22 protein-coding genes are annotated in these 24,191 nt (G+C 48.9%); 10 read left to right on the forward strand and 12 right to left on the reverse strand.

Going from position 1 to position 24,191, the window contains the following annotated elements:
• The first annotated feature begins 87 nt into the window (after nucleotides 1-87).
• Nucleotides 88-1,101 carry a hypothetical protein gene (locus HP567_RS00550; RefSeq protein ID WP_173610414.1) on the forward strand — a complete coding sequence of 338 codons (1,014 nt, stop codon included), beginning with the start codon at nucleotides 88-90 and terminating at the stop codon, nucleotides 1,099-1,101.
• A gap of 96 nt (nucleotides 1,102-1,197) precedes the next feature.
• Here the strand turns inward: HP567_RS00550 and HP567_RS00555 are convergent, their stop codons facing one another.
• The gene (locus HP567_RS00555) at nucleotides 1,198-2,130 is read right to left on the reverse strand and encodes an RluA family pseudouridine synthase (RefSeq protein ID WP_173610413.1); all 933 of its coding nucleotides are present in this window, start codon (nucleotides 2,128-2,130) and stop codon (nucleotides 1,198-1,200) included.
• A 551-nt stretch (nucleotides 2,131-2,681) separates the two neighbouring features.
• Nucleotides 2,682-3,794 (reverse strand): aminopeptidase, encoded by a 1,113-nt coding sequence (locus tag HP567_RS00560; protein WP_173610412.1) that lies wholly within the window; start codon nucleotides 3,792-3,794, stop codon nucleotides 2,682-2,684.
• A gap of 570 nt (nucleotides 3,795-4,364) precedes the next feature.
• Here HP567_RS00560 and HP567_RS00565 point away from each other — a divergent pair.
• Both HP567_RS00565 and HP567_RS00570 read left to right on the forward strand, forming a co-directional pair.
• Nucleotides 4,365-5,612, forward strand: coding sequence for an MDR family MFS transporter (locus tag HP567_RS00565; RefSeq protein ID WP_173610411.1), 1,248 nt, complete (start codon nucleotides 4,365-4,367; stop codon nucleotides 5,610-5,612).
• An 80-nt stretch (nucleotides 5,613-5,692) separates the two neighbouring features.
• Nucleotides 5,693-6,340: a hypothetical protein gene (locus tag HP567_RS00570; protein ID WP_173610410.1), complete on the forward strand. Its 648-nt coding sequence runs from the start codon at nucleotides 5,693-5,695 to the stop codon at nucleotides 6,338-6,340.
• Between the two features lie 53 nt (nucleotides 6,341-6,393).
• Here HP567_RS00570 and HP567_RS00575 read toward each other — a convergent pair whose 3' ends face one another.
• Both HP567_RS00575 and HP567_RS00580 read right to left on the reverse strand, forming a co-directional pair.
• The gene (locus HP567_RS00575; RefSeq protein ID WP_173610409.1) at nucleotides 6,394-9,108 is read right to left on the reverse strand and encodes a DUF4855 domain-containing protein; all 2,715 of its coding nucleotides are present in this window, start codon (nucleotides 9,106-9,108) and stop codon (nucleotides 6,394-6,396) included.
• Nucleotides 9,109-9,144: 36 nt separating this feature from the next.
• The gene (locus tag HP567_RS00580) at nucleotides 9,145-10,302 is read right to left on the reverse strand and encodes a THUMP domain-containing class I SAM-dependent RNA methyltransferase (RefSeq protein WP_173610408.1); all 1,158 of its coding nucleotides are present in this window, start codon (nucleotides 10,300-10,302) and stop codon (nucleotides 9,145-9,147) included.
• A gap of 207 nt (nucleotides 10,303-10,509) precedes the next feature.
• On the opposite strand from HP567_RS00580, the gene HP567_RS00585 reads away from it, so the two are divergent.
• Nucleotides 10,510-11,316: an Fpg/Nei family DNA glycosylase gene (locus HP567_RS00585; protein ID WP_173610407.1), complete on the forward strand. Its 807-nt coding sequence runs from the start codon at nucleotides 10,510-10,512 to the stop codon at nucleotides 11,314-11,316.
• A gap of 17 nt (nucleotides 11,317-11,333) precedes the next feature.
• Here HP567_RS00585 and HP567_RS00590 read toward each other — a convergent pair whose 3' ends face one another.
• Nucleotides 11,334-12,242 (reverse strand): GNAT family N-acetyltransferase, encoded by a 909-nt coding sequence (locus tag HP567_RS00590; protein WP_173610406.1) that lies wholly within the window; start codon nucleotides 12,240-12,242, stop codon nucleotides 11,334-11,336.
• A gap of 142 nt (nucleotides 12,243-12,384) precedes the next feature.
• On the opposite strand from HP567_RS00590, the gene HP567_RS00595 reads away from it, so the two are divergent.
• Together HP567_RS00595 and HP567_RS00600 are read left to right on the forward strand one after the other, a co-directional pair.
• Nucleotides 12,385-12,789: a 2Fe-2S iron-sulfur cluster-binding protein gene (locus tag HP567_RS00595; protein ID WP_173610405.1), complete on the forward strand. Its 405-nt coding sequence runs from the start codon at nucleotides 12,385-12,387 to the stop codon at nucleotides 12,787-12,789.
• A gap of 33 nt (nucleotides 12,790-12,822) precedes the next feature.
• The gene (locus HP567_RS00600) at nucleotides 12,823-13,464 is read left to right on the forward strand and encodes a thiamine diphosphokinase (RefSeq protein WP_173610404.1); all 642 of its coding nucleotides are present in this window, start codon (nucleotides 12,823-12,825) and stop codon (nucleotides 13,462-13,464) included.
• An 80-nt stretch (nucleotides 13,465-13,544) separates the two neighbouring features.
• Here the strand turns inward: HP567_RS00600 and HP567_RS00605 are convergent, their stop codons facing one another.
• Nucleotides 13,545-14,234: a uracil-DNA glycosylase gene (locus HP567_RS00605; RefSeq protein ID WP_173610403.1), complete on the reverse strand. Its 690-nt coding sequence runs from the start codon at nucleotides 14,232-14,234 to the stop codon at nucleotides 13,545-13,547.
• Between the two features lie 223 nt (nucleotides 14,235-14,457).
• On the opposite strand from HP567_RS00605, the gene HP567_RS00610 reads away from it, so the two are divergent.
• The gene (locus HP567_RS00610; protein WP_015893706.1) at nucleotides 14,458-14,973 is read left to right on the forward strand and encodes a stalk domain-containing protein; all 516 of its coding nucleotides are present in this window, start codon (nucleotides 14,458-14,460) and stop codon (nucleotides 14,971-14,973) included.
• Nucleotides 14,974-15,175: 202 nt separating this feature from the next.
• On the forward strand, nucleotides 15,176-16,027 hold the full coding sequence (locus tag HP567_RS00615) for an arylamine N-acetyltransferase (protein WP_173610402.1): 852 nt from the start codon (nucleotides 15,176-15,178) through the stop codon (nucleotides 16,025-16,027).
• 52 nt (nucleotides 16,028-16,079) lie between these two features.
• Here HP567_RS00615 and HP567_RS00620 read toward each other — a convergent pair whose 3' ends face one another.
• Complete coding sequence (locus tag HP567_RS00620; RefSeq protein ID WP_173610401.1) at nucleotides 16,080-16,448, reverse strand: DUF6713 family protein; 369 nt, start codon at nucleotides 16,446-16,448, stop codon at nucleotides 16,080-16,082.
• A gap of 206 nt (nucleotides 16,449-16,654) precedes the next feature.
• Here HP567_RS00620 and HP567_RS00625 point away from each other — a divergent pair, with 206 nt between their 5' ends.
• On the forward strand, nucleotides 16,655-16,978 hold the full coding sequence (locus HP567_RS00625) for an antibiotic biosynthesis monooxygenase family protein (protein ID WP_173610400.1): 324 nt from the start codon (nucleotides 16,655-16,657) through the stop codon (nucleotides 16,976-16,978).
• A gap of 67 nt (nucleotides 16,979-17,045) precedes the next feature.
• Here HP567_RS00625 and HP567_RS00630 read toward each other — a convergent pair whose 3' ends face one another.
• The 4 genes from HP567_RS00630 to HP567_RS00645 all read right to left on the reverse strand — a co-directional run bounded on the left by HP567_RS00630 (nucleotide 17,046) and on the right by HP567_RS00645 (nucleotide 22,432).
• A complete protein-coding gene (locus HP567_RS00630) occupies nucleotides 17,046-18,500 on the reverse strand; it encodes a sigma-54 interaction domain-containing protein (protein WP_173610399.1) in 1,455 nt (484 codons plus the stop codon).
• A 26-nt stretch (nucleotides 18,501-18,526) separates the two neighbouring features.
• Entirely contained in the window at nucleotides 18,527-19,735 is a 1,209-nt protein-coding gene (locus HP567_RS00635; protein WP_173610398.1) for a trans-sulfuration enzyme family protein, read from the reverse strand.
• Between the two features lie 219 nt (nucleotides 19,736-19,954).
• Nucleotides 19,955-21,676 (reverse strand): GMC family oxidoreductase, encoded by a 1,722-nt coding sequence (locus HP567_RS00640; RefSeq protein WP_173610397.1) that lies wholly within the window; start codon nucleotides 21,674-21,676, stop codon nucleotides 19,955-19,957.
• Nucleotides 21,677-21,691: 15 nt separating this feature from the next.
• Nucleotides 21,692-22,432 carry a gluconate 2-dehydrogenase subunit 3 family protein gene (locus tag HP567_RS00645; RefSeq protein WP_217367147.1) on the reverse strand — a complete coding sequence of 247 codons (741 nt, stop codon included), beginning with the start codon at nucleotides 22,430-22,432 and terminating at the stop codon, nucleotides 21,692-21,694.
• Between the two features lie 155 nt (nucleotides 22,433-22,587).
• Between HP567_RS00645 and HP567_RS00650 the strand changes: the two genes are divergently transcribed.
• Entirely contained in the window at nucleotides 22,588-23,289 is a 702-nt protein-coding gene (locus HP567_RS00650) for a hypothetical protein (RefSeq protein ID WP_173610395.1), read from the forward strand.
• 40 nt (nucleotides 23,290-23,329) lie between these two features.
• On the opposite strand, the gene HP567_RS00655 is transcribed toward HP567_RS00650, so the two are convergent.
• A complete protein-coding gene (locus tag HP567_RS00655; protein ID WP_173610394.1) occupies nucleotides 23,330-24,178 on the reverse strand; it encodes an alpha/beta fold hydrolase in 849 nt (282 codons plus the stop codon).
• Between the last annotated feature and the right edge of the window lie 13 nt (nucleotides 24,179-24,191).

The raw sequence follows: 24,191 nt of genomic DNA on the forward strand, positions 1-24,191 counted from the left end.
CAGATTGTTTGACACTCGAATGATTGTCACAAAATCTCATGAGCTGGATCAAATAAATGATTGGAATGTAGAAAGGAAGAAGGACATATGAAAAAACAAACACTAGCTGTGACAAGTATGATTGCCTTGCTGTTAACCGTAGCATCTCCGTTTACAAACACACAGACACCAGCATACGCAGCTGGTCAGGCGCCAGCATTAAAGCCAGAAATGAAGACCCTCGCCCAGCTTGACAAAAATGTCGTAGAAGCCGCTAGACAAGCGATGCAAAAGCAGGCGGGCGATGTGCCGATCGAACTGGACGAGATCAGGGGAGAAACGGCAAATTCCTGGGTGATTACGGCAAAAAACAACAGAGGTGAGGTGCTCGTTACCAAGCAGGAGGGAAAGGTTGTATCTGTAAACGTAAAATTAAAACTTAGCGAAGTGGCAGCTGATTTGCAGAATACTGTTACGAGCACGTTAAAAGGAATGGATAATCAGCATGCCTTTACGATTGATAGGGTAGAACGGATCAACTGGGAAAAACAAAACATTTGGCTGTTCAAAGGGCAACATGCATCGGTCAGCATTGACGCTGCCACCGGGAAGGTCAATGCTGCGAAATTGCATTATACAAACGAGCAAATAAACCCCAAAGTGACCGATACAGCGCAAAAGGCGCTGAAGTCTCTTTCCAACGGTAAAGCATCGGCGCTGCTCCCTGAGGTAACACTGGTGAAAGAATCGAAAGAACGCTTGGATCAAGTATGGGCTTTCATGGATACCGAAGGGAAATACAGTATCGTCATAGGGGCGAAAACAGGGAAAGTGGTGGCAGCTACCCTGATCAGCGAGTTCATAAATGAGAACTATACCGCAGACGAAGATATTCCCAAGGTGTTTGCCAAACCATTCTTTACAAAAGAAAAGGCGATTGCTGCTGCCAACCCGATGATGAAAAAAGTTTTCAACCTCGATCTGACCGGATACAATGTTTCGTCCAAATATAACGTATATACGTTTACGAAAAAGGGGAAACCGACTGTTACGGCATCGATCAACCACAAAGGAGTCTTCCATGATTTTGTCGTTTCGCCGGAAAACGGCTTGATCAACTAGGGATGCTCTAAAATATTGGGGGCACAATCCACCTTTACCAAATACACCAATGAAACCACCTTTCTATTAAAGGTGGTTTCATCTTCTTGGCCGTTCTTATGTAAACTCTGCTTGCATCAAGCGTTTCATATCCGATGGTATCGGTGCCTCGACTACAATCTCTTTTTCGAGAAGCGGATGCAAAAAGGACAATTTCGAAGCATGCAGAGCCTGTCGGCGTAACAAACCTCTCGCTCCCCCGTACATCGTATCGCCAGCAAGCGGGTGTCCAATGTGGGCAAAGTGAACGCGAATTTGATGGGTACGACCCGTTTCCAGCCAGACGCGAGCAAGCGTCATTCCCTCAGAGGTCTGCTGTACCTCGTAATGCGTGATGGCAGGATCGCCACTCTCCACGACACGGCGCTTCGTAGGATGACGCGCATCTCGGCCGATTGGCGCCTCAATCGTTCCAGCTCTCTCTGACAGCACCCCACTGGCAACCGCAAGATACTCGCGATGAATGCCCCCTTCGCGCAACAGCCTGTCAGCCAATTGATGACCATAGCTGCTTTTGGCTACCAGAATAGCTCCTGATGTATCCTTATCCAGCCGATGCACAGGATGTACGCTCGTCTGCTCACCACGTGCCGCCAGTACGGCAACGAGTGCATGTACCAATGTGTCGGTCTCCTGTTTAATCGGGTGCACCATCATGCCTGCCGGTTTGTTTGCAATCAAGAGATGATCGTCTTCGTACAAAATGTCGATGGACGGCATTGGTGTGATCGGTCCCTCTGGCTTTGTATCATGCTGGGGCTGCCTTGGCGCTTGCTCTTGTCTCTCGATGACACGAACAGCGATTGTATCTCCTGTTTTTACTTGTCTTTGCAGGAAGGGCTGCTTGCGATTGAGCAAAATCCCCTTGCTTCTCGTCAGCCGCTGCATCATACGACCCGATACGTTGAGCTTTTGCCGGACGATTTGTTCCACGTTCATTCCCGTGTCTTGTTCACTGACGATGTATTCGATCCACTCTTTGCGGCTCACGTCTAATCCCTCTGTTCCATGCTTTTTTCTTATTGTAGCAAAAGGATGCCAGAGATGCTCGTTTGTAGTCGTCCAACGTTTGTGGTTGGGGAAGCACTGCCACATGTCTTCCAGTCGCCTGTATCCTCTCTTCGTTCGGGCGGTCTCCTTCCAGACATGTGACAGTGCTTGCGTACAGCTTGTGATTACTTCGTGCTTTTAGAGCGTTTTGATTGTGATACAAGGGAGGTTTAGAACTTTCATCAACATGAATCAACTTACAAGAAGTTAAACAACAGCCACGTAGAAGAAGCGCATTTCCAGTCCAAGCGCCTCTGGAGCCCAACTCAGCGTAGGAAAAAATGGCGGGGGTTTTCAGCTTCACTCATGGAATACTTCCTGGAACTTCTACGTTTGAAGCGCTCCCGCCATTTATTCCGGAGCGAACAGTCAATCCCCTTTGCGGGGCGTAGGCCGAAGCGTAGACTGGAAATGCGCTTCTTCCCTCACCGATAGCTACGTTAAAAAACAAAAAAGCCACCATGCTCAGCATGATGACTCTGTTGTACCAATTACCCTTTTAGGTTTTCCGGATTGAGTCCTTGCAGCTCTGGCAATACGAACAAACCGTCTTTACGAATCAGCACATCATCAAACCAGATTTCGCCGCCGCCGTACTCAGAACGCTGGATGTTTACCATATCCCAGTGAATTTGGCTGCGGTTGCCGTTATCTGCGGTGTCGTATGCACGGCCTGGTGTGAAGTGGAAGCTACCAGCAATTTTCTCATCGAACAAAATATCATTCATTGGATGCAGGATGTACGGATGTACGCCTATCGCGAATTCCCCAATGTAGCGCGCCCCTTCGTCCGTATCGAAAATTTGGTTGAGTCTTTCTGTATTGTTAGAAGTCGCTTCGACGATTTTTCCGTCTACAAACTTCAGACATACATTTTCGAATTTCGTGCCCATGTAGCTTGTTGCGGTGTTGTACGTAATGGTTCCATTCACAGAGTCGCGCACAGGAGCTGTAAAAATCTCGCCGTCTGGAATGTTGCGAAGTCCGGAGCAGATGACACTAGGGATGTCCTTGATCGAGAATTGAAGATCCGTTCCCGGTCCAACCAGACGCACTTTGTCCGCACGATCCATCAATTGCTGCAAAGGCAAAAAGGCTTCGTGCATCTTTTTATAGTCAACGGAACATACGTCAAAATAAAAATCTTCAAAAGCAACGGTAGACATGTTGGCATTTTGCGCCAAAGCCGTTGTCGGGTAGTTGAGCAGTGTCCAGCGTACATTGTTGGTCAGGTAGTCATGCAATTCTTGCATCACGCTTTGATGCGCACGACGACACTCTACCGGCACATCTGCCATCTCACTGTCGTTGGATGGACCATTGATGACGATATAGGTATCCAAATCTTTGTACATTGGCTCTTCCCATTTCGCCAAATGAGTCGCACGCTCTGCACTTGCACCGAGCATCAGCTCACGTTGGATAGACGGGTCAATAATCCGTACGAACGGATAGGCCCCCAAATCGTACGCCTGCCTAACCAATTCCTTCGCCAAATCGTGACCCTCGCCACGAACTTCAATCAGCAAGCTTTCTTTTTCCTTCAGGCGTACAGAATGGCTCAGCAAATTTGTAGCCAACTTGACGATGCGTGCATCCCGCATGCGATATCCCCCACATTCCTAGCATGATTTGGTTGTTGTTAAAAAATATTTTACCGAATAGAAGCCCCTTTTTCAATTCTATATGTTCTTGGTACTATTCGAAAAAAACTAAAAAAATTATCTTGCATAAATTCGACGATTTCGAGTATTCTAATCAACAAGAGTTTACCTATGTAAAAAATTTGAAAGACGGGAGTGCTGAGTTCATGGTGTTATCTGTAGTTATCTTCGCTTAGGTGGGGCCTCTCTTAAGGGGCACTGCCTCTTATAACCCTATCAAAAGCTAGAAGCTGCAGGATGCCTGAACCGCTTCCGTCTTTTTCCCGATATGAATTGCGGGCCATGTTCTCGGGTGAACAGTCGGTTTACTGTACCTAAAACCATAGGTAGGTGACCGTCTCTCTTTTGTCCCCCGTTGAATTGGTTATTTCCCGCCACCTTTGTATCGTTTGATGAAGCGCAAGCGGAAGAGCAGTGTCTCTACCCCGTTTGCGCTTTTTTACGTGGAATTTTTCCAAAAAGAGAACCGAGGTCAAGGCACCTGCCGAAATGAATGGAGGAATTCGTGTCATGATTTGGCGTTCGTGGGATCTAAATTTGAAAGTACGTCTCTTTGGTGAATTGATTACGCACACATTCTTTTGGATGTACTTTCCGTTTATGGCGATTTATTTTAGCGATACGTTCGGGAAGGATGTAGCGGGTCTTCTATTGATGGTGCCACCGCTGCTCGGGATGCTGTCCAATCTGTTTGGCGGATATTTGGCCGACCGGGTAGGGCGCAGATTCACCATGCTGCTCTCGCTCTGTACATCCACGGTGATGTTCGCACTTTTTGCGTTCTCTCCGTCACCTTGGATCGACTATCTTGCCTTCATCGGGATCGGGATCGCTGGGGCTCTCTACTGGCCTGCCAGCTCTGCCATGGTAGCTGATTTGACCACAGAAGAGGATCGAAGAATTGTCTTTGCTACCTTTTACACAGCGATGAACATCGGGGTGGTTGCAGGTCCCGTATTGGGTTCTGTCTTTTTTGTCCATTATCGCCCGCAGCTGTTGATGTTCTGTACCATCGTTGAATTGCTTTTTGCGATCACCGTCTTTTTCCTGATCAAGGAAACGCTGCCTGAACACGTCCGTCAGGAGAAAGCAAAGGAGCGTTTTTCCCTGATTGAGCAGTTCAGGAGTTACGCCATTATTTTCCGAGACAAAGCGTTTGCCCTGTACATTGGCGCAGGGATTTTGATCGCCATTGGATTCATGCAATTGGATATTTACATGGCTTTGTATGTCAAAGAGCATGTCATGCAGCAAGTATTATTCTCATGGGGCAATTGGACTTATACAGTCGGGGGAACCAGCGCATTCGGCTGGCTCATGGCGTTGAATGGCTTTTTGGTGGTTTTGTTTACACTGCCAGTCACACGCTGGTTCGAAAACTGGAGTGATCGCAACAGCCTCGTCATCTCCTCCATCTTATTCGGTGTCGGTCTGTTCTTGATGGCCTTTACGACGAATATTTGGCTTCTGTTTGGCTGTATGGCGATTTTGACATTCGGCGAGCTGATGCGGACACCAGTCGCCCAGAGCTTCATCAGTAAATACTCGCCGGAGGATGCACGCGGTCAGTACATGGGAGCCTCTTCGCTTCAGTTCTCGATTGGTCGCTTCATCGCTCCCCTGACGATCGGTCTATCCCAATGGCTTGCTCCTGTTGGCGTATTCGGTGTCGTCCTGGGCTTAACCCTAGTCAGTGCTTATCTGTATATCATTTTGTTCCGCATGATCGGTACCAAAGAGGTTAGCAAAAATAGCTAGAATAGAGGTATGTCCGTTCTACCAAATCCCCTCCTCTCATATAAATGGATCATAGATAGCTTGACCAGGAGGGGATCGTCATGAACCAGCCGAATGCCTTTGCTACCTTTAAGGAGCATCGAGGAGTCGTCTATCGAATTTCTACCTATCTTCAATGGGGACCGAATTCAGAGGGCCATCGCTCTCTTGGGAGCTGTCTCTTACTGAACCCTGGTAGTGCCAAGCTTTTTCGTGAAAGACCTGCATCCGGTCATAGCATCATGGGTCAGACCACACTCGATCCCACCATGCGACAATTGATCCGACTGGTGGAAGCAATCTACGGAAAACAGGCATTGGTAGGCAGATTTCATATGTACAACCTGTTTTCTGTGCAAAATGCTGCTGCCGTGAGTGCTATATCTCATTTTGAGCAACTTATTCAGGAGAAAGAGACGACGCTTGAGGCTCAGCTCGTATCTACGCGGGAACTGCAAAAACACCCGTGGCTCCTACTTGGTTGGGGGCTTTCCCACCACCATTCGTGGCAGCAGTTTTCTTCCCTCAAGAAACGGTGGAAACAACGGATCGCAGCAGCAGGGGTACCGACTTTTGGCAAGCCCTGCCCAAAAGGAATCGATTACTACCATCCGAGTCCCCCTCTACATGCGACGAAAGAAAAGATCGTGCAGGAGCTGGTGGGGATCTATAGGAAAACGATTGGGGGAGAGTCTGTCCATCTGCTTTAGATAAAAAAGAGTCTGTCTCCCCTTAATGCGGGAAACAGACTCTTTTCCATTCACTACGGCATCTCGCTGCCCTCGAAAAATTCTGTTCTGTCAAAACGACCACGCATCCATTTGTACGTATCATCATAGATGGCGCGTTTGACAGGGTCCGTGCTCTTGACAGACTCTAGCAATGTCTTGGAGCCGAAGTAGTAGGCGTGTACGTTGTTTTTATCCATCCCCAGCTTGTGGGTGGCAACTAACTGATTGTAGTAGGTCTGATAGAACTTCGGATCATTGTACATCTTCCAGTCGCCTTCGATCTCGATGTCCATGTCGTACTTGTTGACGACATCCAGTACCCCTTGAATACGGTCAATTCCTACCGGCTTGTCGCTGTAATAGCTCGGCTGCAGGAATGCCTTATCGAAATAAAGAGATTTCCACTCGGACACTCCCGGTGATCCGAAATACGGAATCCAGTAGTAGCGCAACGCCTCGTCATGCACCATGCTACCCATGTCACGAATCAACTGACGCTCTTTCGGTGCGCTATCCTCCACCAGCTCATGGAACCAATAGATTCCTTCCAGCTTCAGATAAGCGTATCCTTCCTTGTTCCAGCGCTTCATGAGCTCCTGGAAGTACCATTCCAACGCAGCTTTGCGATTCAAATACGCTTGCTCTTCCCCAATTCCCGCAGGGTTGAAGGAGAGGGATGGTTTCTTTTCATCCAGCTGACCAAAATTGGTCTGACTGGCATTCGGATACGGCAGTGCCAGCACGACATTTTCCTGCGTCGGTGTCGTATACAGCGTTCCACGCAAGCGGTTATACTCCCGCATAGCCTGGTTGAGAGCGTCGAGCTGCTTGTTCGAGCCGAACAAATCATTCATGTACTTTGTCCAGCTTTCTTTCGTAGCAGGAATGGTCTGATATGGTAGGAACAGAATCGTATCAAACATCTGGTCACGCATATAACCATCTACAGTGCGGTAGCCAACCATCGGGAGGAAATCCTCTTTGGTCCATGTCCCGAGTTCGCCATGCTCTCCTGAATAAGCGAGCAGCATATTTTCCACACGACGCCCTGCTTGTTTGGCTTCTTCCAGCTTCGCCGGATTTGGTGGCGGCAGCAAGACAGCGCCATTGTTCCAGTCGCTATCCGTTTTTGCCCATACCTCCAGCTGGCGAGCGAACGTAAATACTTTCACCGGGAAGGATACCCGGACATAGCGGGTGTTCACGTCAGGCAAGGTCACGCTCAATGTGCGTGTAACCAGCTTGTCCTCTTTGGCGGAAACATCGTGAACAGCTCTTCCCGCATACGACCACACTTTCCCGTCGCGAGATACCTCGACTTCCATGTATTCTGGCATCGTGATACCCGAAGTCTTCTGCTGCTTAAACGTTAGCGCAACTCTCTCCAATGGCTTCGCCTCGTCGAGCTCAACGGTCACCTTGCGTCCAAACTGACGGTGGTATCCCGTCCAGTCTTCTGTAGGCGTTACAAGTCCCCCTACTGGACCAGGATATTGCTTCTCCAGCTCTTGGAAATACGAGTCTGGCGTTCCAAAAGTAGTAACCGATGTATAACTGCCTGGTGCGATATTGACCAGTTCGTCCTTCTCTGCTGGCTCCTTCGCCTCTTCTTTTGGATCAGCAGGCTTGGTTGCATCCGTTTCTGTTGTTCCTTTGTCTGCGTCTGGTTTTTCTCCCTCTACTGCCGTCTTGCTTTCATCGACTTTCGTTGCCGAGTCATTGGAGGAAGTCACAGTTGCAGTCTTTGGCGTGTCCTCCACCTTTTCGACAGCTGGCTTATCAGCGTCCTTGATCTCAACCGGAATTGTCGTCGTTTGGTAGCCGACTGTCACCGTGAGATTTCCTTTTCCTGCTGTAGAACCAGCAACAAAGGTTCCGTCAGCCGAAATGGTTCCCAACTCAGGACGATCAAAAGCGAAAATCGGTGTAAAAGGCAGCTCATCTCCACTGATACTGCTTACCTTCAAGCGTTGGCTCGTGCCAGCAGCCAGACTCAGCCGCTCTACATCTACCTTGTATTTCACCTGCTCTGCTTGCTGGTAGCGTGCATCCAAGACGCGCTCAGCGATCACAGCTGCCTCCGCACGTGTGACGGTTCCTGTCGGATTAAACTTGCCGCCTGCCCCTTGCATCCAGCGCTGATTCGTCACTTCTTCCACAGCCGTTTTGGCGTAGTCGGCGATTTCTTCTTCATCGCTGTATGTAACAGGAGTCTGACCTGCCACTTTGGTCACAGAGCCCTCTTTCATCAAACGAGACAGCATGACAGCCAGCTCTTGTCGTGTAAGCGGGTCTAAAGCACCCATGGCATGCTCACTTCTGCCGTTCATCACACCCAATTCGGAGAGTCCATAAACGTACGGTGCATAAGGACTTTCCAACGGAACATCTTCAAAAGCGGCATTCTCAATTTCCGTTGGTTGAAGACCGATTACTTTTGTCAAAAGCACCGCAATATCCTGTCGAGAAATCGTGTTTTGCGGGTTAAAGCGGTTTTCTCCCTGACCACTGATCATATGAAGCGCTGCAAGTCTGTTTACGGCTTTACTAGCGTAACTGTTTCCCAAATCGGTAAACTCCGTGTGGGCTTCTTCTTGTTTTTTGAATTGATCTTCCAGCTTCTTGGTGTCTGCTGCCGGTGTCTCTGGCTCTGTTGCAGCATGAGTCAACGGCGTACTTTGGACCAGTAATGTAGTCGCTGCCAATAAAGCAGCCAGCATTCTGCTCCCAAATCGTTTCTTGCTCATTACATTTTCTCCTCCAATTATGCCCCTTCTTTCTGTTTATTCGGTCGGGGTAACCATTGGTCCGCGCGGCGGTCTAGGTCCGAAAAACTGATAGTAATCTACCTTGATATTTCCGTTGTAGAGCTTGCGCTTTTTGCTTGCTGTACGACCAAAATGCTCCTCGAACTGTTCGTCGGAAGTAATAATGTAGAAAGACCACGTATCCATGGCAGCAAAGGTTTTCCCCATTTCGCCATACATCTTGGCAACCTGCTTCCATTCTCCCAAGCGCTCCCCATAAGGTGGGTTGCAAATCAAGTAGCCGTACTTGCGCTTGGTTCGCACATCCCGTACATCCATGCGCTGAAAATGAATCAGGTCATCTACACCAGCCTCCGTCGCGTTGCGGCGGGCAATTTTCAGGATTTCGTCATCCATATCTGTCCCGATAATCTCCAGCTTTTGATCATAGCGCGCCAAATCATGCGTTTCTGCGCGAGCTTCACGCCAAGCTGTTTTCGGAATGATAGGCCATGTCTCGGAAACGAATTCCCGGTTCATTCCCGGAGCGATGTTTTGTCCAATCAACGCCGCCTCAATCGGAATTGTACCCGATCCACAGAATGGGTCCATAAATACCCGATCAGGCTTCCAGCGAGACAGCATAATCATCGCCGCAGCCATGGTTTCCTTCAATGGTGCTTGTCCGATCAATTCCCGGTAGCCGCGCTTGTGCAGGCCCGGACCTGACGTATCAATCGTCAGCGTCGCCACATCCTTGAGAAGTGCCACCTCGATCTTGTACAGCGGTCCTTGCTCATCGAACCACTCGCGCTTGTAGGTCTTTTTCAGACTTTCTACGACTGCTTTTTTCACGATGGCTTGGCAATCCGGCACACTGAACAAGGTAGATTTGACCGATTTTCCTTCCACAGGAAACGTCCCATCCTCTGTGATCCAATCGGCCCACGGCAGTGCTTTTGTCTTTTCAAACAGCTCGTCAAACGTAGTTGCTTTGAACTCCCCTATCTTTAGACGCACGCGGTCGGCAGTTCGTAACCACAAATTTGTGCGGGGAATCGCAGAAATATCTGCGGTGAACGTTACCTTGCCGTTTTCCACCTGTACCGGACCGTATCCGAGCGCCTTCACTTCTTCTGCTACTACTGATTCCAAACCAAAAGTCGCCGTAGCGATCAATTCTACTTTTTGCATATGTAATCTCCTGTCCATCCAATAATCCTTCGGGTCATGCCCTCATCCTACTTACCTTACATATTATATTACCCCATTTCCTAATAGCGTTGGTAAACTTGTCTAAATTCAAAAGACCCATCACCAAAAAACAGTGACGGGTACGGCATGTGGATCATCCATATGGGAAATCCTACGAAAAACTTTGTGTAACGGGAGGGAGTCAGCGTGCCAGAATTACCTGAGATGGAGACCTATCGCCGACTGCTACAGGAGAAAATCGGTGGAGGAACGATAACAGCCACACACGTTCAGCGGGAAAAAACGATTAATCTGCCGCCTGCGGAATTTGCTCGTCTTTTGCAAAGCAATCGTCTGACACTTGTCGACCGGCGTGGCAAGCATCTTCTTTTCCATCTGGAAAGTGGACATGTTTTGCTGCTTCATCTGATGCTCGGCGGCTTTCTTTACCTGGGTTCTGCGGATGACAAGCTAAAGAGAACCGCCCAAGTGACTCTTGCTTTTGGAGAACGCATCTTATATTTTCACGGCCTCCGTTTAGGTTATCTGCATTTACTCACCAACGTTCAGATCGACGAAAGGCTGGCTCCTCTTGGGCCAGAGCCATTGGACATGCTGTTTACCTTTACCCGATTTACGGAGCTGCTCGCTGATAAACGCAGTGTCCTCAAAACAGCATTAGTCAATCAGCATTGGCTTGCGGGCATCGGCAACTGCTATGCGGACGAAATCTGCTTTCATGCCGCCATCCTGCCTACCAGGACGATCCCGACACTTTCTCTCGAGGAACAAAAACGACTGTATCATTCCATGCAAACCGTGCTTAAAGAAGCAATTCGATTCGGCGGTTACATGCAGCCGCTTTTTCAAGGCGATTCCCTGACAGGGGGCTTCGATGAGCGCTGTCAGGTGTACGATCGCGGTGGAGAGCCTTGCCCGCGCTGTGGACAGCCTATTGAAAAGAGCGAGCTCTCCTCCCGCAAAGTATTTGCCTGCACGAACTGCCAGCATTGACAGACTTCTTTACTCCCTTAAACAACAGGGGTCTGTGCAGGTTCCATCTGCTTGATCATAAACACCTGCTCTGTCTCGGAAGGACTGAATCCCGTCGCTTGCAGTATTTCGACAAGCAAGGTATCAGCCGCACGCAAATTAAACGTAGACCGGCGGCAATCGTGTGCAAGCGGCCCATACACATGCACGAGTGCGGTTTTCAAAATGTCTGGTGCATCAGGATGCTCTGGCTGTGCTACACATTGACGCAGCACGATCCCACTCACTTTGCCTTCTTCGTTTACCGCACACTTGTACATCGCATAGCCGACCGCCTGACCCTCTCTGTCTTCTACGAGCACGGCCTGCGCGTCTCGCAAGTTCACCCAGTAGTTTTGCCAAGGGACATCGGTCACGTAAAACGGCAGCGTCGCGGCTTCCTGGGCCAAAATGCGCCGAACCCGATAATCAGCCTGTTCATTTGTCTGAAAGGCATTCTCTGCCAGCGATCCACTCTGCTGCAAAAACAACAGACGATCCACGACGTCATAGCCTTTTTGCTCATACAAAGCAATCGCTTTGGTATTTTGGCTCAACGCCTCCAAGGTAGCTACTTCCACCCCAGCTTCCCTGTACAGATCCAATGTCGCCTCGATCAGTTGCTTCCCTACTCCTTGGCGACGATATTCCGTGGCGACACCCGTTCCACCATTCCACGCGACTTTTTTCCCTGCAACGGTCCTCATCCCGCTGGCCACTAAGCCAATTGGCTCTGTGCCGTCAAAAGCAACCACCGACAGGGACAGTACGTATCCCTCGCCCCCCAGTCGCTGGACAAGCATTTCTTCTGTCATCGTAAACTCGATAAAATAGCCTTCAAAGCCTCTGTTCCACGCTTTGGTCACTTCTGCAAAGGTACAGTCGCTCATCCGCTTGATGGTAATCATGGTATCACCTTCCTGGTTTTGATAAAATTATTTTAATCGATAAAATCTAAAAATTCAATCATCTTTAAACACTTTCTCCAGCTTTGTCACCCACACGCCTGACATGGTAATATGAAAAAAATCACTTACTCGGGAGGTTCCTATGCGCAAACAGCTTACGGTCGGCTCGCTCATTCCTGGACGATCTGACGTACAGATGTCGAGTCCAGCTCCCGTTCCCATGCATACGCATACGTCGTTGAAAAAAACAGACCCGGCTCGCCCACAATCAGAGCAAAAGCTCGTACAGGTGAAGCAACGCTCACAAACGATGCCAGTCCGGTACACTCCCTCCGAGACATTATTACAAGCTGCGCTCACGCAAGATCAACCCATCGCTTACAAATGCCAACAAGGGCATTGCGGCAAGTGCAGTGTACAAATCGTAGCTGGTGCATCATTACTCGACACCCCGACTGGACAGGAAAAAGCAAAGTTGGGAGAAAAACTCGCTACAGGCTATCGTCTCGCTTGTCAGAGCACATTTCGCTCTTCGATTCCTACATAGAGGATATTTCCAATAGAAAAAGGTGGCCGTAGCATGAATCCTACACGCATCCTACTATTCGCAGGAGGCAATCTGGGCAACTGGGCGATCCAGGAGATACGCGAAAATGATTGGCTCGTCGGTGTTGACAGAGGTGCCTTGTTCCTCGTTCGCAACGGTCTTGTGCCAAAATTGTCGATCGGTGACTTTGATTCTGTCAGCTCCGAGGAAATGGCAGAAATTGAACGCCACAGTATGCACGTCTCCTCCTGCGATCCCGTTATGAAAGATTTAACCGATACAGAGATGGCCCTTACTTGGGCAATCGAGCAACAGCCCGAGGAAATTGTGTTGCTCGGTGTGCTCGGCTCTCGTTTTGACCATATGCTGGCAAACGTACAGTTGCTGAACAAAGCGTTACAGACGGGCACCAACTGCCGAATCCTCGATGAGACCAATGAAATCCGTCTAATTGACCGTCAAAGTACGATAGAACAGAATCATTTTGATCATATCTCCCTGCTGCCTTTTACACCGGAAGTCACAGGGATTACCTTAACCGGATTCCTCTATCCATTGGAGGACGCAACCCTGCGGATTGGTGACACTCTTGGTATCAGCAATCTGCTAACGGAACAGACTGGAACGATCACGATTCAAACGGGCATGCTGCTCGTTGTCAAAAGCAAAGACTAATCACATCAATAAAGAAAGGATCTCCCTTGCATGCTGAAAAACAATGGAGATCCTTTTCCTTTTACCTTCACAAATGCAAGCTACTCTTCCTCTACATGCATTGGCAACTGCCAATCAATCTCTTGAAGCCCGCGCGAACGCAAAAACTCATTGGTCCGCGAAAAAGGACGACTGCCAAAAAAGCCGCGATTCGCCGAAAATGGGCTCGGATGCGGGGAGGCGATGACGAAATGCTTGTTTCGATCAATGAATGCCGCCTTCTCCTGCGCATGCTTACCCCACAGGATGAAAACAAGTGGAGTCTCCCGGTCGTTCAACAAATGGATAATACGATCCGTAAACGTCTCCCACCCAATGTCCTTGTGCGAATTCGGAGTGCCCTGACGAACTGTCAGAACGGTGTTCAGCATCATGACGCCTTGCTTCGCCCAATGGTTCAGGTAACCATGCTGGGGAATTTCAAAACCGACATCGCTTTTCAACTCTTTGTAAATGTTGACCAGAGACGGCGGCGGCTTGATTCCCGGCCTGACCGAAAAGCTCAATCCATGTGCTTGTCCGGGTCCGTGGTACGGGTCCTGCCCCAAAATCACAACCTTTGCATTCTGATATTCAGTCAGGTGCAGCGCTGTGAATATATGATACATATCCGGGTAGATTGTCTGCGTCTGATACTCTTCCTTCAACGTTTGACGAAGCTTTACATAATAGGGCTTCTCGAATTCATCGGCCAACACGGGGGCCCAGTCATTTTGCAATATGGTAGCCATGTTCCTCACCTTGTCCGCTGTTTTTTTCTACCTTACCACAAACTTTCCAATCACTGAACCACTGATTCGAGAACTAGGACTATTCTGATTTAGTCCTAGTTTTCCCATGATTCCTAGTCTTTGTTTCCTAGTACCCTCGTTTGATAGCTTTTCTCCTATGATCTTTGACATAATGATGGCTGGGAAGATTTAGAGAAAAGAGAAAGGGAGAGGGTTTCACATCATGAAATGGGACATCAAGTCATTTTTGGGGGGCATTGTTGTAGGTTCGGTGCTCTTCTCCGGAATTGCCATTGCAGCACCCGCTTTTCCAGACGCGGAAGAAGGAATGAAAACACCGTTCACCTACTACTTTGACGGGTTGCCAAAATCACCAAACAGCGACGTACAAGGCATCATGTACAAAAACTCCGTCTATGTTCCAATCCGCTTCGTAGCTGAGAACCTGAACAAACCGGTCATTTACGACGCGAGAACCAAATCGATTTTCATCGGTAAAATTCCATCAGCAAAAATGTACTCCAAAATGGAAGCGATCGAGCTGGTGAAAAAGAAATTCGCTGGCAAACTCTCGCCGACACATGTAGTCGAGTACGCTCATGACGACGAAAAAGGTCACTATGTCATCCAAGTGTACCAAACGGTCGTTAACAACTTCCAATCTGGCGACAGCTACACCAGTACGTATGGCTGGTTCGTGGTGAACCCGAATACCGGGGAAATTAAGTCGTTGTTATAATTTCTTCTGCACTTATTTATTCGTACGAAAAAGACAGCGGACTAGGGACCCGCTAGCACCGGAGGATATCCTTCCGGTGCCTTTTTGTTTTCTGGGAAAATTTAGGTTGAATACCACTTGTCCCTTGTGATACGATCTCCTTACCGACACTTTACAAACATTTTCATTTATTAATTATTTTATGTAAGGAGTGAACTTGTTTATGTCTGACTTACCGAACTGGGCGAGTGTATACCTACAACAATTACAGCTAGACCGCAAGTCCCCTAGCCTCTCTTATCTCAGTCAGCTCTGTCGTGCGCATCTGCAGACCTTCCCTTATGAAAATGTAAGCAAGCTGCTCTTCTTTCGTGACGGAAAACATGATATACCTTCCCCGGAAGAATATGTACAAAACGCAATCAGTCATCACTTCGGCGGCACGTGCATGACAAATAATCACAGTTTTCTCGCACTGCTTCGTGCACTTGGATTTTCTGGTAATCTGGTCTTGCCAGGCGGAGGGCATGCTGCCATCCTGATCGATGGTCCCAATACGGGAGAAACACCTGTCTATGTAGATACAGGCGCTACTGCTCCTATCTTTGAGCCGATTCATTTTCTGGAAAGCGGGAACCACGCCAGAAGTTTTGGCACTGTCTCGATGGATTTGACCAAAAGTCCCGATCATCCTGAACACTATCGCTTTACGCGGTATGAAAACGGAAAAGTGGCAATTCCTCCGTGGGATTTTCATCCGAATGAACGAAAAGAACTGTCCGACTTGTCCGAAGTCATCCGCTCCTCTTTTTTACCAGACGCCTTCTTTTTGAATCGACTTCACATCCATCGTTTTCAGCTGGAGCAAGATCGCTTCGTGGTCCTTAAAAACAACACTCTCCACATCAGTTATTCAGATGGCACAGACCAGATAACACCCCTCCACACTATCTCTGATATAGAAGCTGCCGTAGCCGATGAAATGCAACTGCCACTTCTCCCTGTTCGCGAGGCGGTAGAAATCCTGCTTGAGCGTGGTATTGATATTTTTACTGCTCCCAAAAAGGACACATGAGTTTTTATATTGCTATCGAATCAAACATCTTTGTCTTTGATATTATTGGTACTCAGTTATTAAATAGTAATGCTAAATGAATAGCCGCAAGGATTCCCATTGGATAAATAATTGTTCTTGAAAATGTATTTTTAAATCCATTACGGGGGTGCTTTTCAAAAAATAGGTGCAGAATTGTATGTATGATTAAAAATAAATCTAGGACCCAAAAAGTAACTGTCTGATATTTACTAAAAAGTAAACAGAGTATGATTGTGTAAAGAGGAAGGTGAATAAATGTGAATACTTGATAAGCTTTAGAATCTTCCATATCCTTAAGCACGATAAACAATCTCCACTCAGAACGTCTTATCGCATCCATTTCGTGCAAAAGAAATAAAGATAAGTTTACCAAGAATATCACAAGCAAGAGATCAGGCATTTAAAGCCCCCCTACAATTTTATTACTTTATGTTACTACACCCTAATAAATAAAGAGGTCAAAATACAAATCGAACACAACATTATCACAATTTGGAAAACCATGGCCTGTTCGTCCTGCCATTTCCCAATATCTGGTTGACAATGATAATATTTCTCAATAATATGGGAAAGTAGGGAAATGGGATATAAGGAGTGTCGCACTTCATGATGATGGAAATAAAAACTTACGTCGTCCAGGAAGGTCATTCAGACAAAATCGTACAAGGCTTTAGCGAGCCTGGTGCTGTTGAGAAGGCTCCTGGCTTTGTAGATTTGAGCGTGCTGGTACAGAAGCCACGCAAAGGTGAAGAAGAAGTGGTCGTCATGATCCGTTGGGAATCAAAAGAGGCGTGGAAGCAGTGGGAGCTGAGTGATGTTCATCTGGCAGGTCACCGCCAAGCACGTGAAGAAGAAACTCCTGAGTGGTACATTAGCGGCAAAACCGGCCATTACGAGCTGAAAGCGAAAAAAGAACCGCAGCCTTCGTAAATACAAGCAAACCAGCCCAGACCTCGGAAAACTCCGCGATCAATTCTGGCTGGTTTTTTTATTTCCTCTATCCTTTTTCCAATCCGTACTTCTCCATCTTCCGATACAAGGTCGACAAGCTGATTTGCAGCTCATTGGCAATCGCGGCTTTGTCCTGTCCATACTTGCCTGCATTCAAATAGCGCTGGAGAATGGAGCGTTCGTATTCTGCCACCAGCTTTTCCAGTCCCAAATCGCTGCCTGCTGTCGGCGGCCCATCCTCGAACAGCAAATACTCAGGAAGCTCCTCGTTGCCGATGACTTGTCCCTCCGCCATGTTGACCATATACTCGACGGCATTTTCCAGCTGACGTATATTCCCCGGCCATTCGTATGCTTGTAGTCGTTGGACGAGTTGGGCTTCGAGCTCCAGTCTGCCTTTTTGCAGCAACGTCCCGTACCGATACAGGAAGTGCTGCAAGTAAAGCGTGATATCCTCCGTACGTTCACGCAACGGCTTTAACCGCAGCGGGATGACATTGAGTCGATAATACAAATCCTCGCGAAACGTCCCTTCCCTGACCATGCTCTCCAAATCTCTGTGTGTAGCCGCAATGACACGTACATCCACCTCTAACGTCTTCACGCCGCCTACCCGATCTACTGTCTTCTCCTGAAGGACGCGCAGTAGCTTGGGCTGGAGGGACAACGGAATATCGCCGACTTCATCCAGAAAAATCGTTCCCTTGTGGGCCAATTCAAATTTCCCCGGCTTGCCTTCGCGTCTGGAGCCTGTGAATGCGCCGCCTTCGTACCCGAACAATTCGCTTTCTAGCAGAGTCTCGGGAATCGCTGCGCAATTGACTGCCACAAACGGCTGTCTGCTGCGCACGCTCTCGCAGTGAATGGCTTTGGCCAACAGCTCCTTACCCGTTCCGCTCTCTCCCCGGATCAAAACAGTGGATATGCTGTTCGTCACTTTTTTCGCTTTGGCAATCACATCGCGCAAGCCTGTTTCCGCCCCAATCAACTGGGCGAAATACACCGGATGAACCGAGGCCTGCGGCATTTCCTCCTGAATATTGCAGCTCTTCTCCCGCTCCGCATCCAGCTCTAACAGCTTGTGCTCTATCAAGGAACTCGTATGCTGCAAAAACGGCATCCATTTTTCCGAGTGGTGCAGCATTTTTTCCTTTTGTTCAAGGGAAAAGCCGATAATTCCGATGACTCCTACCGTCTTCTCCCGTTTGTGCACAGGAAATCCAATCGTCGCCAGCTCCTGGCATTGCTGCAAAAACTTGCAATTGCCACACTCCGACTCGTTTTTTTTCATGTCAAAAATCATTCCCGGCTGTCCGGTTTGCAGGATCATTCGGAAAAACGATCCCTCCGGCGCAGGCAATCCAATCAACTCCTGATAGTAGCCGGTTCCGCTTACACGTATCCCTTGTTCATCCAGGATGGTGACATCGAGTCCCAGTACCTTGGAAATATTGTCGGCGTACGATTGAATGAATTCCTCGATCCGGGAAAACTCTGTCATGCCAAATCCTCCAGTTTCACGTTCCTTTATCCCCTGGTCGCTGCCGCCATTGGCAGACTAGCCAGTGCCTGCTCCAAATCTGCGATGATATCCTCCACATCCTCCAAGCCAGTCGATAAGCGAATCAGACCGTCCGTGATGTTGAACTTGATCCGCTCAGAGGCAGGGATCGAGGAATGGGTCATCGAGGCAGGATGCTGTACCAGTGTCTCGGGATCTCCTAAACTAAACGATATCATAGCCAAGCGCAGAGCGTTAATGAAAGATTTGGCTGCCTCGTAGCCGCCCTTTACTTCAAAGGAAACGATCCCGCCCATTCCAGCCATTTGCCGTTTAGCCAGCTCATGCTGTGGATGCGAAGGCAGACCAGGGTAGTAGACGTGCGAGATCGCAGGGTGCTGTGCCAAAAACTCCGCCACTGCCTGTGCGTTTTGTCCATGCTGTCTGACGCGCAAGCCGAGTGTCTTTAGCCCACGCAGGATTAAAAAAGCATCCCAAGCATTCAAATTTTGTCCCAAGTCACCCATGACATTTTTGCGCATGAATTGGATATGCTCCTGCTTCCCGACGATGAAGCCCGCGATGACATCGCCATGTCCGTTTAAATATTTGGTGGCGCTATGGACGACGACATCCGCCCCCAGCTCAAGCGGTCGCTGCAAATACGGCGTTAAGAAGGTGTTGTCGACGATTACCACAATGCCATGTGCGTGCGCCAATCGCGACAGCGCCGAGATATCTAACACAGTCAGGCACGGGTTCGAGGGTGTTTCGATGTACAAGACTTTTGTGTTTGGCAAAAAGGCACTCTCGACTGCGTGCAAATCGGTGCAATCGACGAAGTCCGTCGCAATGCCATAACGCGGGGCCATGGTCGTAAGAAACTTGTAGCTCCCCCCGTACACATCTCGCGTACACACCACATGATCACCCTGCTTCAAAAAGGCGAGCAAAGCCCCCGAAATGGCTGCCATCCCACTGCTTACACCCAAGGCAGCTTCGCCATTTTCCAATGCGGCGATCTTTTGTTCCAAAGTGGTAATGGTAGGGTTGCCATATCTTCCGTAGTACGTTCCTTCCCGCTCGCCAGCCACGCACGCTGCGGCGGAGTCTGCATCTGGAAACGCGTAGGCCACGGCAGGCACCACTGCGGATACGACGGCTCCTGTTTTTTGGCAAGGCGTTTGTGCGGTATGAATAATGGAGGTGTCCATCTTCCACTTGTTTGTCGTCATTGATTGTCTCTCCCTTTGGTTTGTGCTGTTACCAAAGGGTATAGCAAGGAGCATGCCAACATGAGAAACCGCATTATACCAGTACTTTTCGCTTTTGGTGCTTGTAGACATTCGCAATCATGCAAATGAACTTTTTCAAATGCACGCAAAAAAGCCGTTAGTTGCCCCAACGACTTTTCTCATAGTTGCAATTACGTTTTGCATGACTAGAAAAACAGCTTATACGAGCATGCCACCCGCGCTTTTCCTGTACTTCAAAATACCCTCTGCCGCTCGATAGGAGAGAGCACCCATCGTTCCAGTCGGATTGTAGCCGCTATTGTGTGCAAAGGCAGAAGCTCCGACGACAAATACGTTTTCTGCATCCCACATCTGCAAATAGTTGTTGACTGCCGAAGTGTCAGGTGATGCGCCCATGATGACGCCGCCTGTATTATGCGTCGATTGGTATGGTGTGATATCGTAGGGCCCGAGCTTACGGTTGATTTCGAGCTTATCGCTCGCACCCATTTCTTTGACAATTTCCGCGCACTTATCTGCACAAAAAGCCGCCAGCTCTCTGTCCTGGTCGACGAAATCATACGTTATGCGGATTAACGGATCACCAAATGCATCCTTGTACGTCGGGTCCAGATCAAGGAAGTGCTGTTGAAATGGCATCGAAGCTCCTTGGGCGCCTACGGATATGAACCGATTCGCGTATTTGATCGAGGCAGCCTTGAAATCCTTGCCCCAGCTAGGCGTTCCCGGCGGTACCTTATTCGTGCCGATTGGTCGAAAGCCGGTTTGTGTGACAGAGATATTCGCGCCATGGATAAATTTTAAATCGGAGTGATCGAAGTTATCACCGTTGTAGTCATCCAGACACATTCCCAACGATCCCGCGCCTGCATAATTGTTAAACTCCTTGTCGTCGAAGAAGCCCACCGCGCCTCCTCTTATGACCTGATAGGCGTAGTTTTTACCGATCACGCCTTTTCCCGTTGCTGGATCATATGGTTTTCCCAGCTTGGACATGAGCAAAATTCGCGTATTATTGAATACATAGCTGGTCATCACCACTATATCGGCGGGCTGTTCGAATTCCTCCCCTGTCGTGACATCTGTATACAAGACGCCTGTCGCCTTGTTCCCTGTATGTAAAATTCTGCGGACATGGGAATGCGTGCGAATCTCAAACTTTCCTGTCTTCTTGGCGACCGGGATCACAGTCACTACGGGATCGGCTTTTGCTCCGTACTCACAACCAAACCTTTCACAGAAGCCGCAGTACTGACAAGCTGCCCGTGCCACCCCGTCTGGATTCGTATAGGCTTGCGAGAGATTTGCCGATGGAAGGATGTATGGATGCAGGTTTTTCTTTTTCGCGGCATCCGCAAACATTTTCATGCTCGGTGTAGTACGCATCGGAGGTATCGGATAAGGACTTGAGCGTTTCCCCCCCAACGGATTCTCCTCGCCAGCGATTCCCGCCATCTTTTCAAACTTATCGAAGTACGGCTCCAGTTGATCGTAGGTAATGCCCCAATCCTGGATCGTCATTCCCTCTGGAATTTTCTTTGCCCCATACCGTTCAATCGTCTTAGAGCGGATCTCGAAATCATACGGCAGGAAGCGGAAGGTCTGTCCGTTCCAGTGGACACCAGATCCCCCGAGTCCTGTCCCGAGCAAAAAGGAACCGTAGGACCGCATGGGAAGCGCACGAACGTTCATTCTACTGCGGAACGTAATCGTTTCCTTGGACAAATCTTGCATCAACTCGTAGCGAAGAGCGTAACGCAATTCGTCGTGTACCATGAAGTAGTCTTCCGTTTTGCGCTCCTTGCCTCGCTCTAGTCCCACTACGGTCAGACCTTGCTTGGTTAGCTCAGAAGCGATAATGCCTCCTCCCCAGCCCACCCCTACGATCACGACGTCAACCTTAGGCAACTTTTTGGCCATATGTACTGTCCTCCCTTAATGTTGATGATCCCGCAAGCTTAAGGGAGCCATCTTCACAAACTCAGGCTTGTCAATCACCTGTGTATACGCCATCTGATTGCCTGGGAAATTCTTCATTTTCCAGCCGTCCATATTTTTATTGCCTCCGTATAGAGGGTCTGCATAAACGCCTTCGATCGTACTGGCCCGCAGCATGTTGAAAAAAGTGCTCGCCGAAATGGTCGTCAATTTTACTTCATCGGTTTCAAAAGCCTTTAAAACAGCGTCTTGCTGTTCCGGCGGGAGCTCATAAAACCGTTTTCCGTGGGTACTGTTACTGTAGTTGTTCATCTCTTGAAGGCCGATATCGAATATTTCCCTTCGTTTCAACCTGCCTTGATAGCCCTGTGTAATCTCACCTGGATAAAAGGGAGCTTGCATGTATTCTCGAGCATTAAAGCCCCAATCACCCGCTAGCTGGTGGTCAATGAAATAAGCTGCACCGAGTGCCTTCGCGCCCGGCCCCAGCTCATCCTCAGGAAAGATGCGCTCACAAGCAGCATCCGCCACCTTGAATTGTTCAGGCGTAAAAAACATGAGCGCCTGATTGTAATCGGCCGCGGGGGGCGGTGCTGCTGGCTGCGCCGGGGGTTCCGGTTTGCGGAGCAAGCTCCCTGCCACGCCACCCACGACCAAGCTACCAAGCACCAAGCCAGAGTTTTTCAAGAAGTTCCTTCGGGATACTGGCTGCTCCTTCACGTTGTTTGAATCTGCCAAGTCTACCACCTCCAGTGATTTCCTTCCTTTGGTTTGTGCATTTTTTACCCAAGATAATCGTGGTCGCAGAAATTTTTCCAACAAGCTCCACTCATAACTTCAGGCAGCGAACAAAAGATAACTTTACATAGGTAGGAAGACTTGGAGGGATCGTGATGAAGCACTTCCACAAATGGGTTGGAACCGCAGGATTAGGAACTGTACTTTTACTGACAGCTTGTATGAATCAAGCCGCTCCGCCTACGAAGTCACAGCCACACACGCCAGCACGAACACAGTCCGTTGCGCAAGCTCCAAAAGGCGCTACGGTTATTCCAAGTGTGGATCGCGATAAGAAACTCACGACAAACGCACACGGTCATACGTATAGCGGTATGGGCAATGCTCTCTATAGCTCCATGGGCAGCTCACACCTGCACACGGGTGGTCCTTCTACTAAGCTGGAAGCCCAACTGAAAGCAGCGGGCGTTCACGGCGTCCAGGCGTTGATTGTAAATGATGCGATCTATTTGGCACCTTCTACTGCCAATGCACAATCGATCAATCAAATGGACCCGATGCAGTCCCATCTCATCAGCAATTACTCTGGAAGCTCCAGTCGCGGGCACGATGATGCCCGGACAAAATCAGGGAGCGGAACCTCAGGGACATTGGGTACGAGCGATCATCGGAACACATTTGCACAAGCTCGCACCCAAATTGAGCGTATTTACGGAACGGATACACCCGTGAAGTTCGTGAGCTCAAAAAAAGGCATCAAAGCGCTAGAAACGGTGAAAAAGCACATAAGAGATCAAAAGAATCAGCAAGCCATGGCAGAACAGTTGACCGTGCTCATTCGTGAAGCGAAGCGGTAAAACAAAGAAAAAGGGACAAGCACACTCGCTTGTCCCTTCCTTATTTCGATAAAAAATCATGGATTTCGTTCACGGTCTCTTGCGGATGCGTCACCATCAGCAAGTGTTGTGCTTTCGGTATCATTTTCACCTTGGCCTGCTTCACAATCCGTTGATAATGGACGACTGCCTGACGATGAAACTGCTGCTCTTCTTTTGACATTAGGCTGTCGTCAGCCAGTAGTAAAAGCACAGGGCATGTCAGCAGTTGGAACAATTCCGGCTGGCTGTGGACGCTGTACTCCTGGAAGTAAGCAGAGAACGCTTCCCTCGGCAAACGGTAACCGTAGCTGCCGTCTTCCCTTTTTAAAAGCTCGTCTCGCATCCAGCCCTTTGGCATCACTCTCGTACCATACCGCTCTGCGAATTGCCTTTCTGCTTCCTCTACCGAAGAAAACCGCGTGGTAGTCAGCCGGTCGACAACCTTCTCCCTATTGAATCCGGGCACTTCACCCAAGGAATAATAGCCTCCATCCAGCAAAACGAGCGAAGCTACGCGCTTGGGCTCGCGAATCGCAAGCATCTGGGCAGGCACAGCAGAAAAGGATGCTGCGACAATCGTGACTTGTTCGAGCTGTTCTTTCTCCAAAAGTTGAATCAAATCCGTGACGATCCGCTCAAATGAAAAGGAACCATGGCTCACAGAATTCCCGTGACCACGGATATCTACCGCAATCACCCGATATCGCTCTGCCAATGCTGGCAAGATGGGCGCAAACAGTAGCTTGGTGTTGCGAATGCCATGCAAAAGCAGCAGGGCAGGTGCATCTGGCTTTCCCGTGACGCCGTACTCCAGCGTGCCCTCTTCTACCTGCAAACGATTGACTTGCGAGAACAATTCTTCGTTCATTTTGCGTGCCTCC

The organism is Brevibacillus sp. M2.1A (genome assembly GCF_013284355.2).
In the GTDB taxonomy this organism is placed as follows: Bacteria; Bacillota; Bacilli; order Brevibacillales; family Brevibacillaceae; genus Brevibacillus.

What these genes read in the sequence shown, in the direction of transcription:
- HP567_RS00550 (WP_173610414.1), top strand. Translation starts at nt 88, where the DNA reads ATGAAAAAACAAACACTAGCTGTGACAAGTATGATTGCCTTGCTGTTA.
- HP567_RS00560 (WP_173610412.1), bottom strand. Translation starts at nt 3,794, where the DNA reads ATGCGGGATGCACGCATCGTCAAGTTGGCTACAAATTTGCTGAGCCAT.
- HP567_RS00565 (WP_173610411.1), top strand. Translation starts at nt 4,365, where the DNA reads ATGATTTGGCGTTCGTGGGATCTAAATTTGAAAGTACGTCTCTTTGGT.
- HP567_RS00570 (WP_173610410.1), top strand. Translation starts at nt 5,693, where the DNA reads ATGAACCAGCCGAATGCCTTTGCTACCTTTAAGGAGCATCGAGGAGTC.
- HP567_RS00575 (WP_173610409.1), bottom strand. Translation starts at nt 9,108, where the DNA reads ATGAGCAAGAAACGATTTGGGAGCAGAATGCTGGCTGCTTTATTGGCA.
- HP567_RS00580 (WP_173610408.1), bottom strand. Translation starts at nt 10,302, where the DNA reads ATGCAAAAAGTAGAATTGATCGCTACGGCGACTTTTGGTTTGGAATCA.
- HP567_RS00590 (WP_173610406.1), bottom strand. Translation starts at nt 12,242, where the DNA reads ATGATTACCATCAAGCGGATGAGCGACTGTACCTTTGCAGAAGTGACC.
- HP567_RS00595 (WP_173610405.1), top strand. Translation starts at nt 12,385, where the DNA reads ATGCGCAAACAGCTTACGGTCGGCTCGCTCATTCCTGGACGATCTGAC.
- HP567_RS00600 (WP_173610404.1), top strand. Translation starts at nt 12,823, where the DNA reads ATGAATCCTACACGCATCCTACTATTCGCAGGAGGCAATCTGGGCAAC.
- HP567_RS00605 (WP_173610403.1), bottom strand. Translation starts at nt 14,234, where the DNA reads ATGGCTACCATATTGCAAAATGACTGGGCCCCCGTGTTGGCCGATGAA.
- HP567_RS00610 (WP_015893706.1), top strand. Translation starts at nt 14,458, where the DNA reads ATGAAATGGGACATCAAGTCATTTTTGGGGGGCATTGTTGTAGGTTCG.
- HP567_RS00615 (WP_173610402.1), top strand. Translation starts at nt 15,176, where the DNA reads ATGTCTGACTTACCGAACTGGGCGAGTGTATACCTACAACAATTACAG.
- HP567_RS00620 (WP_173610401.1), bottom strand. Translation starts at nt 16,448, where the DNA reads ATGCCTGATCTCTTGCTTGTGATATTCTTGGTAAACTTATCTTTATTT.
- HP567_RS00625 (WP_173610400.1), top strand. Translation starts at nt 16,655, where the DNA reads ATGATGATGGAAATAAAAACTTACGTCGTCCAGGAAGGTCATTCAGAC.
- HP567_RS00630 (WP_173610399.1), bottom strand. Translation starts at nt 18,500, where the DNA reads ATGACAGAGTTTTCCCGGATCGAGGAATTCATTCAATCGTACGCCGAC.
- HP567_RS00635 (WP_173610398.1), bottom strand. Translation starts at nt 19,735, where the DNA reads ATGACGACAAACAAGTGGAAGATGGACACCTCCATTATTCATACCGCA.
- HP567_RS00640 (WP_173610397.1), bottom strand. Translation starts at nt 21,676, where the DNA reads ATGGCCAAAAAGTTGCCTAAGGTTGACGTCGTGATCGTAGGGGTGGGC.
- HP567_RS00650 (WP_173610395.1), top strand. Translation starts at nt 22,588, where the DNA reads ATGAAGCACTTCCACAAATGGGTTGGAACCGCAGGATTAGGAACTGTA.
- HP567_RS00655 (WP_173610394.1), bottom strand. Translation starts at nt 24,178, where the DNA reads ATGAACGAAGAATTGTTCTCGCAAGTCAATCGTTTGCAGGTAGAAGAG.